Origin of the sequence: Roseateles sp., from assembly GCF_039595295.1 — a bacterium.
GTDB lineage: Bacteria > Pseudomonadota > Gammaproteobacteria > Burkholderiales > Burkholderiaceae_C > Roseateles.
This window is the reverse complement of sequence record NZ_JBCNLU010000007.1, coordinates 142582-158095: the sequence shown is the minus strand read 5'-3', so window position 1 is coordinate 158095 and position 15514 is coordinate 142582. Positions and strand designations below refer to the sequence as shown.

The 15514-nt window shown below is 68.1% G+C and carries 11 protein-coding genes; 7 read left to right on the top strand and 4 right to left on the bottom strand.

Translation table 11 applies throughout. The features are described 5' to 3' along the window. Window positions 1-2: 2 nt before the first annotated feature. Window positions 3-1046, bottom strand: a complete 1044-nt coding sequence (locus tag ABDW59_RS07890; RefSeq protein ID WP_343629053.1) for an ABC transporter permease — start codon at window positions 1044-1046, stop codon at window positions 3-5. Between the two features lie 8 nt (window positions 1047-1054). Next, the gene (locus tag ABDW59_RS07885) at window positions 1055-1993 is read right to left on the bottom strand and encodes an ABC transporter permease (RefSeq protein WP_343629052.1); all 939 of its coding nucleotides are present in this window, start codon (window positions 1991-1993) and stop codon (window positions 1055-1057) included. A 402-nt stretch (window positions 1994-2395) separates the two neighbouring features. Here ABDW59_RS07885 and ABDW59_RS07880 point away from each other — a divergent pair, with 402 nt between their 5' ends. From ABDW59_RS07880 to ABDW59_RS07865, 4 genes are all read left to right on the top strand, one after another. Further along, entirely contained in the window at window positions 2396-4198 is a 1803-nt protein-coding gene (locus tag ABDW59_RS07880) for an ABC transporter substrate-binding protein (RefSeq protein ID WP_343629051.1), read from the top strand. A gap of 39 nt (window positions 4199-4237) precedes the next feature. After that, a complete protein-coding gene (locus tag ABDW59_RS07875; protein WP_343629050.1) occupies window positions 4238-6181 on the top strand; it encodes an ABC transporter substrate-binding protein in 1944 nt (647 codons plus the stop codon). After that, window positions 6178-7998: an ABC transporter substrate-binding protein gene (locus ABDW59_RS07870; protein WP_343629049.1), complete on the top strand. Its 1821-nt coding sequence runs from the start codon at window positions 6178-6180 to the stop codon at window positions 7996-7998. Before ABDW59_RS07875 ends, ABDW59_RS07870 begins: the two co-directional genes overlap by 4 nt. Window positions 7999-8215: 217 nt before the next feature. After that, entirely contained in the window at window positions 8216-10240 is a 2025-nt protein-coding gene (locus ABDW59_RS07865; protein ID WP_343629048.1) for an acetoacetate--CoA ligase, read from the top strand. Here the strand turns inward: ABDW59_RS07865 and ABDW59_RS07860 are convergent. Together ABDW59_RS07860 and ABDW59_RS07855 are read right to left on the bottom strand one after the other, a co-directional pair. Continuing rightward, entirely contained in the window at window positions 10213-10620 is a 408-nt protein-coding gene (locus tag ABDW59_RS07860; protein ID WP_343629047.1) for a hypothetical protein, read from the bottom strand. The genes ABDW59_RS07865 and ABDW59_RS07860 overlap by 28 nt on opposite strands. A gap of 76 nt (window positions 10621-10696) precedes the next feature. After that, window positions 10697-11188 carry a hypothetical protein gene (locus ABDW59_RS07855; RefSeq protein WP_343629046.1) on the bottom strand — a complete coding sequence of 164 codons (492 nt, stop codon included), beginning with the start codon at window positions 11186-11188 and terminating at the stop codon, window positions 10697-10699. Between the two features lie 450 nt (window positions 11189-11638). Between ABDW59_RS07855 and ABDW59_RS07850 the strand changes: the two genes are divergently transcribed. The 3 genes from ABDW59_RS07850 to ABDW59_RS07840 all read left to right on the top strand — a co-directional run bounded on the left by ABDW59_RS07850 (window position 11639) and on the right by ABDW59_RS07840 (window position 15431). Further along, complete coding sequence (locus ABDW59_RS07850; RefSeq protein WP_343629045.1) at window positions 11639-12280, top strand: PEP-CTERM sorting domain-containing protein; 642 nt, start codon at window positions 11639-11641, stop codon at window positions 12278-12280. 11 nt (window positions 12281-12291) lie between these two features. Continuing rightward, on the top strand, window positions 12292-14481 hold the full coding sequence (locus ABDW59_RS07845) for a phospholipase C, phosphocholine-specific (RefSeq protein ID WP_343629044.1): 2190 nt from the start codon (window positions 12292-12294) through the stop codon (window positions 14479-14481). A 74-nt stretch (window positions 14482-14555) separates the two neighbouring features. Further along, window positions 14556-15431, top strand: coding sequence for a hypothetical protein (locus ABDW59_RS07840; RefSeq protein WP_343629043.1), 876 nt, complete (start codon window positions 14556-14558; stop codon window positions 15429-15431). Window positions 15432-15514: the final 83 nt, after the last annotated feature.

Genomic DNA, 15514 nt, shown 5'->3' with positions numbered 1-15514 from the left:
ACTTACTCCAGACCGCGCAGTTTCGGATCGAGCGCATCGCGCAGCGCATCCGTGAAGAGGGCGAATGCGGTGACGAACACCGCCATGAAACCGGTCACCGCGGCCAGCTGCCACCAGTAGCCGAGGATCAGCTCGCTCTGGGCCTCGGCCAGCATCGTGCCCCAGGAGACCTGGTCCACGCTCACGCCCAGACCGAGGTAGGACAGGATCACTTCGCTCTTGATGAAGCTCACCACGTGCAGCGACAGCTGCACCAACGCCACGTGCGACACGTTGGGCAGGATGTGCTTGAACATGCGCGAGCTCTTGCTCGCGCCGATGGCCTCGGCGCTGCGCACGTACTCGCGCACCGAATGCTTCATGAACTCGGCGCGCACCAGGCGGTAGATGCCGGTCCAGCCCGCCAGGCCCAGGATCATCACCACCGGCATCACGCCGCGGCCGAAGACCACCGCGAAGGCGAAGATCAGCAGGATGTTGGGCATCGCCGTGAAGACGTTGTAGACCCACTCCAGGAAGTCGCCGACCTTGCCGCCGTAGAAGCCTGACAGCGCGCCCAGCACGGTGCCGATCACCGTCGCCACCAGCGCGGCCAGCAGGCCCACCATGATGGAAATCTCCGCGCCCTTGATGGCCTTGGCCAGCACGTCGCGGCCCAGACGGTCGCCGCCGAAGGGCAGCGTTTCGGCGCGCGGCGCCTCGTCGGTCTTGTACTGCTTGGCCTTCTCGGCCCACTCGGCGTACTTGGGCGCGAGCGGGTCGATGTCGCTCAGGTCGACGTTGGGACCCTTGGGCTGGGCGATCGCGCCCGAGGCCTCGGCCGGCATCGGACCGATGAAGGTCGGCGGCGCGTTGGGCACGCCGGTCTCCTTCTGCCAGTTGCCCGCCACCAGGCCCAGGCCCGCGGCGAGCACCAGCAGCAGCGACAGAATCACCACCACCATCGCGCCCATGCCGACCTTGTCGGCGCGCAGGCGGCGCCACGACGCGGCCCACACGCCTTGCGAGCGCTTGGGCTTCGCGGCGACCCCGGTTTGATTTGCCATCACTGCGCTCATTTCAGGACCACCCGCGGATCGACCAGCTTGTAGAGGATGTCGGTGACCAGGTTGACCACCATGGTCAGCGCCGCGATGTAGATCGCGAAGGCCTGGATCACCGGATAGTCGTTGCGGTTGACCGCCAGCAGGATCTCGCGGCCCAGGCCCGGGATCGAGAAGAACACCTCCAGGAGGAAGGAGCCGACGAACACGCCGGGCAGCGCCACGGAGATGTTGGTCATGATCGGGATCATCGCGTTGCGCAGCACGTGCTTGAGCAGGATGGTCTTCTCGGTCAGGCCCTTGGCGCGCGCGGTGCGCACGTACTCATGGCCGATCTCGTCCAGGAAGAAGGTGCGGTACAGCCGGGTGTAGGGGGACAGCGCCACGGCCACCGCGACGAACACCGGCAGCGGCGCATAGGTCGTCAGGTTGGTCCACAGCGAGTCGCTCCAGCCCTGCACCGGGAACCAGCCCAGGCGGAAGGCGAAGACGTACTGGAAGACGATCACGTAGACCAGCAGCGAGATGGACACCGCCACCGTCGTCACGATCATCACGGTGCGGTCGGTCAGGCTGCCGCGCATGTAGGCCACGGCCAGCGCGAAGGGGATGGCCAGCAGCACTTCCAGCACCAGGATCGGCAGCATCACCGTCAGCGTGGCGGGCATGCGGGTGGCGAAGAGGTGCGAGACGGACTCGTTGGTCGCCCAGCTCTTGCCCCAGTCGAAAGTCACGATCTGCTGCAGGAAGATCAGCAGCTGCTCCCAGACCGGCTTGTTCAAGCCGAGCTGATCTCGGATCGCCTCGATCTGATCGGCGCTGGCGTTCATGCCGCCGAGAACCTCGGCGGGATCGCCGCCGAACCACTTGAAGAGGAAGAACACCAGCAGCACGACGCCCAACAAGGTTGGGACCATCTGCCACAGGCGCCTGATGAGGTATGCCGCCATTGCCGCGGTACTCCGGTCAAGCGTCGCCATGTCCTCGCGAGCGCGAAGTCGGTCGACAGAGAAAAGCAAAACCCCGGACGCTCATGACGGCCGGGGCCTTGGGGTGCGAAAACACGCGGGAGTCTACGTGAGCGCTCCCTGGGGCCGCACCGGCATTTGCCCTGAATCCATCGAAGAAAACTGATGAAGCATGCCGGTCGCACCGGGGATTTGGTCCGCAGTGCGCCCCATCGCGCCGAGGACCGCCGAGCCTCCGGGTTGCCGGCATGGTCAGCGCACGCGGCGACCCCTAGACTGACGCGCTTTCTCGTTTGGCTTCTCTCCGAGGACAGCATCTTGATCCGACGCGGCATGGCCGGGGCAATCGCCCGGGCGCTCTCTCTTTCCGTCATCTCCGCCGCCATGGCCATGGGCACGGGCGTCGCGGTCGCCGCGGACGCGCCCGCCGACGCGACCCAGGCCGCGCCCAAGGTGCTGCGCTACGCGATCCGCGTGGCGGAGACCGGCTTCGATCCGGCACAGGTCACCGACCTGTACTCGCGCAATGTGACGGCGGGCATCTTCGACTCGCCGCTGCGCTACGGCTTTCTGGCGCGTCCCTATCGCCTGGAGCCGGCCGTCACCGACGGGATGCCGGAAGTCAGCGATGACGCGCGCCGCTTCGTCTTCAAGCTGCGCCCCGGCATCTACTTCGCCGACGACGCCGCGTTCAAGGGCAAGAAGCGCGAGCTGGTCGCCGAGGACCTGATCTACACGATCAAGCGCCACTACGATCCGCGCGTGAAGAGCGGTCACCTGTACCGCTTCGAGGGCGCCAAGATCCTGGGCCTGGGCGAAGTCCGCGCCGAGTCGATGAAGAACAAGACGCCCTTCGACTACGACCGTCCGGTCGAGGGCCTGCGCGCGTTGGACCGCTACACGGTCGAGATCCGCGTGGCCAACAGCGATCCGCGCTTCCTGCTGCACTTCGCCGATCCGATGGTGGGCATCATGGCGCGCGAGGTCGTCGAGACCTACGGCGACAAGATCATGGAGCACCCGGTGGGCACGGGCGCCTGGCGCCTGGGCGAATGGCGCCGGTCCTCGCGCATCGTGCTGGAAAAGAACCCCAACTTCCGCGACGAGCGCTATCACGAGCAGCCGCCCGCCGGCGCCGCGCCTGAGCTGGTCGAGGCCGCGCGCCGCTTCCAGGGCCGCAAGCTGCCGATGATCGACCGCGTCGAGATCGCGGTGATCGAGGAGAACCAGCCGCGCTGGCTGGCCTTCGTGCGCAAGGAGTTCGACCTGCTGGACGATCTGCCGGCGGAGTTCGCGCCCATCGGCATGCCGCAGAACCGCATCGCGCCCAACCTGGCCAAGGAAGGCGTGCGCGCCGTGCGCTACGAGCGCGCCGACGTGGCGATCTCCTACTTCAACATGGAAGACCCGGTGGTCGGCGGCTACACGCCGGAGAAGATCGCGCTGCGCCGCGCGATCAGCCTGGGCGTCAACCTGGACCAGGAGATCCGTCTGCCGCGCCGCGGTCAGGCCATCCCCGCGCAGGGCATCATTTCCCCGGGCGTGACCGGCTACGACAAGGCCTTCAAGTCGGAGATGAGCCAGTTCGACCGCGCCCGCGCCAAGGCGCTGCTGGACCTGTACGGCTATGTCGACAAGGACGGCGACGGCTGGCGCGATCAGCCGGACGGCTCGCCGCTGGTGATCGATTACTCGACCCAGCCCGACGGCGCGAACCGCCAGCTGGCCGAGCTGTGGCAGAAGAACATGGATGCGCTGAACATCCGCATCAAGTTCAAGATCGCCAAGTGGCCCGAGAACCTCAAGTCCGCCAACGCCGGCAAGCTCATGATGTGGGGCATGGGCTGGAGCGCCGACGTCCCGGACGGCGAGAACTTCCTGGGCCTGGGCTACGTCGGCAGCAAGGGCCAGTCCAACAAGGCGCGCTTCGATCTGCCCGAGTACAACGCCCTGTACCGCCAGCAGCACGGCATGCCCGACGGCCCCGAGCGACTCGCGGTGATCGACAAGATGCAGCGCCTCTTGATCGCCTACATGCCCTACAAGGTCCATGTGCACCGCATCTTCACCGACATGACGCAGGCCTGGGTGACCGGCTACGACAAGAACCTGTACCAGCGCGATTTCTATTCCTACGTCGACATCGACACGGACGCGCTGGCCAAGGCCCATCTCAAGTCCAAGTAAGCGAAGACCCGAGATCCCCAGAGATCCCCCGAGAGCCCCATGACCCAGCCGCGCGCGACGCCCGTCCCTTCGATCCTCCGTCGCGCGCTGCTCGCGTCCGCCCTGGGCGCGGTCCCGGCGCTGTCCGCGATGACGCCGCTCGCGGCTTTCGCGGCCGGTGCAGCGAGCGGGGCCTCATCGCCGGACGCCTCGAAGGCATCGGCCCTGCCGGCTGGCGCGTCCGCCTCGGCGAGCGTGGCCTCGACCTCGCCCAAGGTGCTGCGCTACGCCTTCCGCGTCGCGGAGACCGGCTTCGATCCGGCCAAGATCAGCGATCTGTACTCGCGCATGGTCACGCCCCACATCTTCGAGGGGCTCTACACCTACGACCATCTGGCGCGGCCCGCGAAGATGAAGCCGCTGACCGCCGCCGCGCTGCCGGAGGTGTCCGAGGACTACAAGCGGTGGACCGTCAAGCTGCGGCCCGGCATCTACTTCTCGGACGACGCTGCGTTCAAGGGCAAGCGGCGCGAGCTGACCGCCGAGGACTACGTCTACTCGATCAAGCGCTTCGCCGATCCGGCGGTGGCCTCGCCGGCCTGGAGCGAGATCGAGGAGCTGGAGCTCATCGGCCTGAACGAGTACCGCGACCAGGTCCGCAAGAGCGGCAAGCCCTTCGACTACGACAAGCCCGTCGAGGGCCTGCGCGCGCTGGACCGCTACACGCTGCAGTTCCACTCGCGGGCGACGCGGCCGCGCCTGATGGAGGTCTTCGCGCAGGGCGACCTGTACGGCGCCGTGGCGCGCGAGGTGATGGAGGCCTATCCGGGCGACTCCATGGCGCATCCGGTGGGCACGGGGCCCTTCGTGCTCAAGCAGTGGCGTCGCAGCTCGCTGATCGTGCTGGAGCGCAACCCCGGCTATCGCGACCGCTTCTACGACCAGGAGGTCGACCCCGCGCCGGACGACGTCGAGGGCCAGGCGCTCAAGCAGCGCTTCAAGGGCCGGCGCCTGCCCATGATCGACCGCGTCGAGGTCGGCATCATCCAGGAGAACCAGCCGCGCTGGCTGTCCTTCCTGGGCGGCGAGTACGACCTGATCGAACGCACGCCCGAGGACTTCATCAACCAGGCCATGCCCAACGGCAAGCTCGCGCCGAATCTGGAGAAGCGCGGCATGCACGCGTACCGGACGGTGGCGTCGGACGTGCTCTTCACCGTCTTCAACATGGAGGATCCGGTGATCGGCGGCTACACGGTGGACAAGATCGCGCTGCGCCGCGCGATCTCGCTGGCCATCGACGTGGAGCGCGAACTGCGCCTGGTGCGCCGCGGTCAGGCCATGCCGGCGCAGTCGCTCTACATGCCGGGGACCACCGGCTTCGATCCCAAGTTCAAGAGCGAGATGAGCCTGTACGACCCGGCGCGCGCCAAGGCGCTGCTGGATCTGTACGGCTATGTCGACAAGGACGGCGACGGTTGGCGCGAGCAGCCCGACGGCAAGCCGCTGGTGCTGGAAAGCCTGACCACGCCCGAGCAGTTCCAGCGCCAGATCGACGAGATCGTGCAGAAGAACCTCGCGGCCATCGGCGTGCGGCTGGTGTTCAAGACGGCGCAGTGGCCGGAGAACCTCAAGGCGCTGCGCGCCGGCAAGTACCAGATCTGGTCGCTGGCGACCTCGGCCTCCAAGCCCGACAGCCAGGACTCCCTGGCACGCATGTACAGCGGCCAGATCGGCGCTCAGAACTACGCGCGCTTCCGTCTCCCCGCGCTGGACAAGCTCTACGACGAGGCCTCGCATCTGCCCGACGGCCCCGAGCGGCAGCACCTGTTCGACGAGTCCTCGCGCTACGCGGCGGCCTACATGCCCTACAAGTACCGCGGCCATCGCTTCATCACCGACATCGCGCAGCCGCAGTTGATCGGCTACCGGCGCACGGTGTTCTGGCAGAACTGGTGGGAGTACGTGGACATCGATCCGACCTTGGCGAAGGCTGCGCATTGAACACACGCCGCGCCCTCCTCGCCGCCGCGCTGGCCGTGGGCGCCGCCGCGGCAGTCGCCCAGCCAGCGACCCCGGCGGCACCGGCGCCGCCCGAGAAGGTCCTGCGCTACGCTTTCCTGGTCGCGGAGACCGGCTTCGATCCGGCGCAGCTGAGCGATCTGTACTCGCGCATCGTCACCGCCCACATCTTCGACGCGCTCTACAACTACGACTACCTGGCGCGGCCCTTCAAGCTCAAGCCCAACACGGCCGCGGCGATGCCGGAGGTCTCGGAGGACTTCCGCACCTGGACGGTCCGCCTCAAGCCCGGCACCTACTTCGCCGATGACGCGGCCTTCAAGGGCCGGCGGCGCGAGCTGGTGGCCGAGGACTACGTCTACGCGCTCAAGCGCTTCTACGACCCGGCGGTGAAGAGCCCGCTGTACTCGACCTTCCGCCAGGAGGGCCTCCTGGGCCTGCAGGCGCTACGCGACGACGCGCTCAAGCACAAGCGCCCGTTCGACTACGACAAGCCGGTCGAGGGCGTGCGTGCGCTGGACCGCTACACCCTGCAGTTCAAGCTGGAGGGGCCGCGGCCGCGCTTCCTCTACAACCTCGCCAGCGGTGACACCTACGGCGCGGTGGCGCGCGAGGTGGTCGAGCACTATGGGGACCGCATCATGGAGCACCCTGTCGGCACGGGGCCCTTCATGCTGGACCGCTGGCGGCGCAGCTCGTTGATCCGGCTGGTGCGCAACCCCGGCTTCCGCGAGGTGGTCTACGAGGCGCAGCCCAACGCCGACGACGCCGAGGGTCAGGCCTTGCTCGCGCGATTCAAGGGCCGGCGGCTGCCGATGATCGACGCGGTCGAGATCAGCATCATCGAGGAGGGCCAGCCGCGCTGGCTGTCCTTCCTGAACCGCGAGTTCGACCTGATGTTCGGCCTGCCCGAGGAGTACGCGGAGGTGGTGGTGCCGCACGGGCATCTCGCGCCCAACCTGGAGAAGCAGGGCATGCGGCTGGCGCGCTCGCTGGCCAGCGACCGGACCATGTACTACTTCAACATGGAGGATCCGCTGGTCGGCGGCTACACGCCGGAGAAGGTCGCGCTGCGCCGCGCGATCGGCCTGGCGACGGACATCCCCACCGAGATCGCCTCCACGCGCAAGCATCAGGCGATTCCGGCGCAGTCGGTGGTGTCGCCGATGGCCTGGGGCTACGACGAGCACTTCAAGAGCGAGAACAGCGACTTCGACCTGCCGCGCGCCAAGGCCTTGCTCGACACCTACGGCTATGTCGACAAGGACGGCGACGGCTGGCGCGACCAGCCCGACGGCAAGCCGTTGGTGCTGGAGATCGCGTCCTCGCCGGACTCGCGCACCAAGCCCTACGACGAACTGTGGAAGCGCGACATGGACAAGCTGGGCCTGCGCATCCGCATCCGCACGGCGCAGTGGCCGGAGAACCTGAAGTCGGCGCGCGCCGGGCAGCTCATGATCTGGCAGCTGGGCTTCAACAACACGACGCCGGATGCGCAGATCGGTCTGGAGCTGATGTACGGCCCGGCCTCGGGCGGACAGAACCTCGGGCGCTTCAAGCTCGAGCGCTACGACGAGATCTACCGCCGCATGCTGGTGCTGCCCGACGGCCCTGAGCGCGAGGCCCTGCTGCGCGAGGCGCAGAAGCTGCTGACCGCCTACATGCCGCAGAAGTTTCGGGTGCACCGCATCCTCAACGACCTCGCCCAGCCCTGGCTGATCGGCTACCGCCGCCCCTACTTCAACCAGATTTTCTGGTCCTACGTCGACATCGACACGGCGAAGCAGCCCCAACGCTGAGCCCCGCATCCCTCATCGCCTTCGCGCAGGGCGCCCCAATGGCCCCCTCGCCCCAGAATCATCCCTTAGCCCTAAATCATCCCGTCGCCTCCGAATAGCTCCCTCGCCCCCGGGAGGGGGAGAGGGCGGGGGAGAGGGGGCGTTTCCCGGTCGCCTCCGTGACGGCGCGCTGCCCCCCCAGCGGCTATCGTCAAGCCTCCCCGACAAGGAGCCTCGCATGACCCCGCCCCCGCAGATCGATCACTACCTGCGCTTCCTGCGCGAGCAACGCGGCCTGGTCTTCGAGGACTTCCCTGCGCTGTGGCGCTGGTCGGTGACCGAGGTCGACGCCTTCTGGCGCAGCATCTGGGACCACTTCGACGTCCGCTCCGACACCCCGTTCGACGGCGCCCTCTGTGAGGAGCGCATGCCTGGCGCGGTGTGGTTCCGCGGCGCCACGCTGAACGTCGCCTCGCAAGCCCTTCGCCACGCCGACGCCGCGCACGCCGCCGGCCATCCTGCGATTGTCCACGCCGACGAATCCATGCTCGCGCGCGGCGAGCTCGGCGAGCTGACCTGGCCCGAGCTGCGACGCCAGGTCGGCGCGCTGGCTGCTTCCTTGCACGACCTGGGCGTGCGACGCGGCGACCGCGTCGTTGCCTATCTCCCGAACGTGCCGGCCACCGCGGTCGCCTTCCTGGCCGTCGCCAGCCTGGGCGCGGTGTGGTCGGTCTGCTCGCCCGACATGGGCCCGGTGGCCGTGCTGGACCGTTTCCGCCAGATCGAACCCAAGGTCCTGATCGCCGCCGACGGTGTGCGTTACGCCGGCCAATCCATCGATCGCCTGGGCATGCTCACGCAGCTGCTCGACGAGTTGCCGACGGTGCGCGACGTCGTCCTGCTCGGCAATCTGAACGCCTCAGCCGATCCTTCAGTGCTCGCGGCCTCCACCCGTCGCGCCCACCGCTGGTCCGATCTCATCGCCCACGCCGCGCCGCGCGCCCCCGAGGCCGTCCCCTTCGACCATCCGCTCTGGATCGTCTACTCCAGCGGCACGACCGGCCTGCCCAAGCCCATCGTCCACGGTCATGGCGGCGTGATGCTGGAGATGCTCAAGGGCGGCATCCACAACAACGTCGGCGCGACGGTGGATACGGGGGACCGCTTCCACTGGTACAGCTCCACGGGCTGGATCATGTGGAACTGCCAGGTCGGCGCGCTGATGGGCGGGACCACCATCTGTCTCTTCGACGGCAGCCCCGCCGGTCCCAAGGACGCGCCGGACTGGAGCACGCTATGGCGCTTCGCGGCCTTGTCCGGAGCGACCTTCTTCGGCGCTGGCGCCGCGTTCTACGCGAGCTGCCTCAAGGCCGACGTCCAGCCGATGAAGCACGGCGACTTGAGCCGCCTGCGCGCGATCGGCAGCACCGGCAGCCCGCTGGCGGACGAGAGCTATGACTGGATCTGGGCGAACTGCCCGCGCCCGGACGGCAAGCCGATCTGGATCTGCATCATCAGCGGCGGGACCGACTTCGCCGGCGCTTTCCTCACCGGGCTGATCACCGAGCCGCTGGTGCGCGGCCAGATGCAGGTGCGCAGTCTGGGTGCGGCGGTCCACGCCTTCTCCGAGGCCGATGAGCACGGGCAAGGCCGGCCGCTGGTCGACGAGGTCGGCGAGCTGGTCTGCACCCGGCCGATGCCGTCGATGCCCTTGTACTTCTGGGGCGACAAGGACAACGATCGCTACCTGTCCAGCTACTTCGACATGTACCGCGGCCCGAACGGAGAAGGGATCTGGCGCCACGGGGATTGGCTGCGCATCACGCCCACAGGCGGTGGGATCATCTACGGCCGCTCGGACGCGACGATCAACCGCCACGGCATCCGCATGGGCACGGCGGAGCTCTACCGCGCGGTGGAGACGCATCCGGAGGTCCTGGACAGCCTGGTCGTCGACCTGGAGTACCTCGGCCGTCCGAGCTGCCTGCTGCTCTTCGTGCACCTGCGCGAGGGCCTCGCGATGGACGACGCGCTGCAACGCCGGCTGCGGGAGTCGATCAAGAAGGCCTTGTCGGCGCGCCATGTGCCGGACGAAATCCATCAGGTCGAGGCCATCCCGCGCACGCTCTCGGGCAAGAAGATGGAGTTGCCGATCAAGAAGCTGCTGCTCGGCGCCGCCGCCGAGCAGGTCATGAAGCGCGATGCGATGGCGAATGCGGATGCGGTGGCTTGGTATCAGCGGTTCGCAGAAGGGCGGAGCTGACAGCGAAGCCTTTGATAGGCGTGCGTGACGATTGGACGATCGCACAGCGCCAAGATCTCTTGGGCAAGCTGCAACTGCTCTTCCAGCGCATCCGGCGGCAGCCGTCCCTTGATTCGGTAGTCCGCCATCGTTCGATGCCCTCGTTGCTTCTCCAGCTGTCCGCCGAGGTGTCGCGACTCATTGGCCGTGGCGGCATCGCAGGCGTGATGAGGATGCTTCAAGCGAGCGATCAGTCGCTCATGCGAGCCGTGAAGCTGCCCGTGGTCGCCGCGCCCAGGAAGCGCCTGCTCCCAATCGAGGCATCGGTGATACGCGGCGTAGTACGCGCGGCCGATCGCCGCCCGGCGCTTCACCTCCGAACTGCTTGCCGAGAGACTCATGGCAAGTCGCAGAAGATCGTTGCTGTTGATGGCTATGCTGTTCTCCGAGGCCGGTGTGGATCAAGCGTCCTCGACGTCAAGGACGCCGCGGACCGCGCTTGCGCAGGCTGATCGAGAAGGCTTCGTGGCGCAGATCGCGACTCGCGAGCATGTGCAGGTAGCGTTCGTGCCAGTCATTGGCATCCTCGCGACACAGGTCGAGATGGAGCACGTACGAGATCGTCGACACATCCTCATAGCGCAGCACGCACAGCCAAGGATGCCCGCACAGACGCAGCTGATGCAGGTGCAGGAACTCGGCGGTGGCCCGGAGCACCTTCAGCGGGTGCTCCGCCGTCAGCTCGAAGTCCGCGAGCACATCTTCCAGGTCGTGCGGAACGGCATCCCAGATGCCATCCTCGCACCGGGCCTCCGGCGCCATCGCCGCTGCGTCGCCGAAGACCTCTCCTGGAAAGCGCAACGCACGGACCAGAGCGTGCAGGTCTGAGTTGTCCGTATCGCCAGAGTCTTCGAGCTCCAATCGACGCCGATCCGGCGACGCGTGATTGATGCTGATGTCGATGGTCATGTTCATTCCTTGTTTCCCAGGCCCCACGGCCCGAAGCCCAAAGTCTCGGCAAAGAGATCACGCCTGTAACTCCTCCGAAATGCGGTCCTGATGGGGGAACTGATCCAGGGAGGTCAGTCCCCCCGCAGAGACTGATCAAGGTCATTGCGGACATTGCCAGCGAGCCGCGGCACGCCGCGCCGAATCAGCTCGTCACATCCCTCACCACTCTCGCCACATCCAGCGTTACATGACGCTCCCGCGGCGGTTTGGCGACGCGCCCCGCCTTCCGGCGACCTCCCCCCTCAGATGGAGGTCTGCGCCCGCCTCTGACACCGACCGTTCACCGGACTGTCACCCGGCCCTCCGACCATCCGCCGCGTCCGTCGCCCACCTCGTCTAGCAAGGCCTGACCCCGCGTGATCCCACGCGACCGCGACACCGTTCCGACGATTTTCTGGAGACCTCCTCATGCGCAAGCTCATCGCTCGCCCTGTCCGTTCCACTCGTGCCCTTGGCCTGGCCCGTCTGGCCGGCGCCGTCCTGCTGCCGCTCACGCTGGCCCTGGCCGCCCCGTTCGCGTCCGCCACCGTCGTCACCTTCGACGACCTCAAGGACGACGGCACCCTGCCGACCAATTACGCTGGCCTGGACTGGTCCGCCAGCTCCTGGTTCCAGTTCGCGGGCGAGCAGTCGCCCTACACCGCCCATTCCGGCGACCGCCGCGCCACGCTGGGCTTCGACGGCTCCAGCGCCACCAGCGCCATCGGCTTCCTCAGCCCCAGCACCTTCCAGGGCGCCTGGTTCGCGGGCTTCCAAGGCGTGAACGTCGCCATCGACATGTACTTCGCCGGCAGTCTGGTCGCCTCGACGCTGAGCCTGGGTCTGAGCGACGTGCCCACCTTCCTGGACAGCGGCTACGCCGGCTTGGTCGACCGCATCGTTTTCCGCAGCAACGATCCGGCCTTCTTCATCATGGACGACCTGACCTTCGCCGCCGCCGTTCCCGAGCCGGCCTCCGGCGCGCTCGCCCTGGGCGGCCTGGCCGTCGCCGCGCTGATCGTGCGCCGCCGCAAGGCCGGCGCCTCGCCTTCCACCGCCATCGCCGCCTGAGGAGCACCGCCATGACGCAACAGCATCCGCCCCGCCGCCAGTTCCTCCGCGCCGTCGCCACCGCGGCCGGCGCCACCGCCGCGATGACCAGCTTCCCGCCGGCCATCGCCCGCGCGCTGTCCATCAAGGCGGCGGTGCGCACCGGCACGATCCAGGACGTCGAGCACATCGTCATCCTGACCCAGGAGAACCGCTCCTTCGACCACTACTTCGGCACGATGAACGGGGTGCGCGGTTTCGGCGATCCCTTCCCGGCGCCGGTGGCCGACTCGACCAACATCAAGGGCCGCAACGTGTGGGTCCAGCCCACGGTCAACAACGCCGCGCCCGGCGCCATCGCCCCGTTCCACCTGAACACCGCGCAGAACTTCGCCTTCATGCGCGTGTCGGGCACGCCGCACTCGTGGACCGACGCGCAGGCCGCCTGGGACCACGGCCGCATGAACAACTGGCCCAAGGCCAAGCAGAACCATTCGATGGGCCACTTCAAGGAGCAGGATCTGCCCTTCCAGTTCGCCCTGGCCAATGCGTTCACGCTCTGCGACGCCTATCACTGCGCGACGCAGACCGGCACCAACACCAACCGCCTGTTCATCTGGACCGGCACCAACGATCCGCTGCGCAAGGGCAACGGCCCGTCTACGGACAACAGCCACGATTCCTTCAACTCGAATCCGGCCACCGACTACACCTGGACCACTTATCCCGAGCGCCTGCAGGCCGCCGGCATCAGCTGGCAGGTCTACGAGAACATGAGCGACAACTTCACCGACAACCCGTTGGCCGGGTTCAAGGTGTTCCGCGACGCGTGGTACGGGCGCGCGGGCTTCTCGCAGGTGCTGAAAGATCGCGGGGTGTCCACGCGCGATCTGGACATGCTGCGCGACGACGTCATCAACAACCGCCTGCCGGCCGTGTCCTGGATCGTCGCCACCGCCGAGGGCTCCGAGCACCCCGGCCCGTCCAGCCCGGCGCAGGGCGCGGACTACACCTCGCGCGTGCTGGACGCGCTGACGTCCAACCCCGAGGTCTGGAGCAAGACCGTCCTGTTCATCAACTTCGACGAGAACGACGGATTCTTCGACCACATGCCGCCGCCCGCCGCGCCGTCCTACGTCAGCTGGAATGCCGACCCGGCGCAGGCCGTGCTGGCGGGCGCCTCGACGGTGGACTTCACCGGCGAGCACTGCGAGATCCTGAACGGCGCCTCGGCCACCTATCTGCATCGTCCCTACGGGATGGGCCCGCGCGTGCCCATGTACGTGGTGTCGCCGTGGAGCAAGGGCGGCTGGGTCAACTCGCAGGTGGCGGACCACACCTCGGTGCTGCGCTTCATCGAAGCCCGATTCGGCATCATGGAGCCCAACATCAGCGCCTGGCGCCGCGCGGTCGCCGGCGATCTGACCTCGTGCTTCAACTTCGCGGATCCGGAGGACAGCGAGTTCTTCTCCAAGCTGCCCACCACCGTCGCGCTGGCCAACAAGGCGCGCGCGCTGCCCGGCACGACCACGCCGCCGGCGCCGACCGCGCTGCAGCTGCCCACGCAGAACAGCGGCGTGCGGCCGGCCCGCGCGCTGCCCTACGACCTGCAGGCGACCGCGGCGCTGGCCGCGGGCGCCGGTCCCAACGCGACCGCCGTCGCGGTGAGCTTCCAGAACACCGGCCGCGCCGCCGCCGTCTTCCACGTCTATGACCGACTGCGCCTGGGCGACATCCCGCGCCGCTACACGGTCGGGGCGGGCAAGGAGATCACCGGCAGCTTCGCGCCGTCGGCCACCGGCGCCTACGACCTGTGGGTGCTGGGTCCCAACGGCTTCCATCGCCACTTCGCCGGCAATGCGCGGCGCGTCGCGGCGGCCGGTCAGCCCAACCCGGACGTCATCGTCAAGGCCAGCCCGTCCACCGGCGAGCTGCTGGTGACGCTGGTCAACACCGGCCCCGTCGCGGCGAGCTTCAGCGTCGCGCACAACAAGTACCAGAGCACCGCGTCGACGACGGTCAGCGTGCCCGCGCGCAGCCGCAGCGAGCTGCGTCTTTCCATCGCGGCCAGCGCGTTCTGGTACGACGTGTCGGTGCGGGTGAACGGTCAGGCGGACTTCCTGCGCCGCTTCGCCGGCCACGTGGAGACCGGCGCGCCGTCGATCAGCGATCCGGCGATGGAAGGCCTGGCGCGCGCGGATCAATACCGCGTGCAGGGCTGAGGCCGTACGGCCTGCGAAGGGCGGGATCGCTGCTTGCCCGATGGGGGCCTCCCCATGACAACCCGGAGGTCCTCATGCCGGTTCTGCGATCCCGTTCCTCTTCCCGTTTCGCCGCGTCCGTCGCGGCGCTGTCTTGCGCCCTGGGCGGGGCTGCGTTCGCGCAGACCGGCGGCGTCCCGCACGACGCTGCCGGCTTCACGGAATACGTCGCCGCCCAACTGCGGCAGCAGCTCGGCGGCGAGACCGTCGCGGTGCGTGAGCCGCTGGTGCTGGGCATCGCGGCGCAGCGCACGAAGCTGGACAAGCTCTACGCGGGCTGCGAGTCCAATCGCGGCAACTGCGCCGACGACGTCAACGCCTTCGTGAAGAGCACCGCCGAGCAATTCCGCGCCTCGACGATTCCGGCCACGCGCGAGTCCTTGCGGCTGGCGGTGCGCACGGCCGCCTCGGTGCAGCAGGCGCAGCGCGACAACCGCGGCGACAGCACGACCTATCGGCCGCGGCCCTTCGTCGGTCCGCTGGTGACGGTGCCGGTCTTCGACACCACGCGCGCGACGCGGCTGATCAGCGAGCAGGATTACAAGACGCTGGGGCTGTCGGTGGACCAGGCGCGCGAGCAGGCGCGCAAGAACACCTACAACGCGCTGCCGCAGGTGCTGCAGACGGCCAAGCCCGCGCCCTCGGGCGAGGTGGGCCGGCTGGACGGCCCGGTGCCCCAGCCCAGCCGCTTGATCTTCATCGACGACTGGAAGCCGCTGGCCGACGCGCAGAACGGCGTGCTCATCGTCGCGGCGCCGGACAACGGCACGGTGCTCTATATCGGCGAGGACACGCCCGCCGCGCGCGACGCGCTGCGCGCGCAGGTGCGCGAGGTGATGGGCAAGTCCGCCAATCCGCTGACGGACGTGCTGCTGCGATGGCAGCCGTCGGGGTGGGTGGTGGTGCAGTGACCGTCTCCCCGCGCGCCGGGTCGACTTGAGTCGACGCCCGCGACGCGTCACACCCGAAGCGCCTGCTGACGCCGGCCCCGTGA

Coding starts and splice junctions, on each gene's coding strand:
- ABDW59_RS07890 (WP_343629053.1), bottom strand. CDS start 1,046: ATGGCAAATCAAACCGGGGTCGCCGCGAAGCCCAAGCGCTCGCAAGGC.
- ABDW59_RS07885 (WP_343629052.1), bottom strand. CDS start 1,993: ATGGCGGCATACCTCATCAGGCGCCTGTGGCAGATGGTCCCAACCTTG.
- ABDW59_RS07880 (WP_343629051.1), top strand. CDS start 2,396: ATGGCCATGGGCACGGGCGTCGCGGTCGCCGCGGACGCGCCCGCCGAC.
- ABDW59_RS07875 (WP_343629050.1), top strand. CDS start 4,238: ATGACCCAGCCGCGCGCGACGCCCGTCCCTTCGATCCTCCGTCGCGCG.
- ABDW59_RS07865 (WP_343629048.1), top strand. CDS start 8,216: ATGACCCCGCCCCCGCAGATCGATCACTACCTGCGCTTCCTGCGCGAG.
- ABDW59_RS07860 (WP_343629047.1), bottom strand. CDS start 10,620: ATGAGTCTCTCGGCAAGCAGTTCGGAGGTGAAGCGCCGGGCGGCGATC.
- ABDW59_RS07855 (WP_343629046.1), bottom strand. CDS start 11,188: ATGACCATCGACATCAGCATCAATCACGCGTCGCCGGATCGGCGTCGA.
- ABDW59_RS07850 (WP_343629045.1), top strand. CDS start 11,639: ATGCGCAAGCTCATCGCTCGCCCTGTCCGTTCCACTCGTGCCCTTGGC.
- ABDW59_RS07845 (WP_343629044.1), top strand. CDS start 12,292: ATGACGCAACAGCATCCGCCCCGCCGCCAGTTCCTCCGCGCCGTCGCC.
- ABDW59_RS07840 (WP_343629043.1), top strand. CDS start 14,556: ATGCCGGTTCTGCGATCCCGTTCCTCTTCCCGTTTCGCCGCGTCCGTC.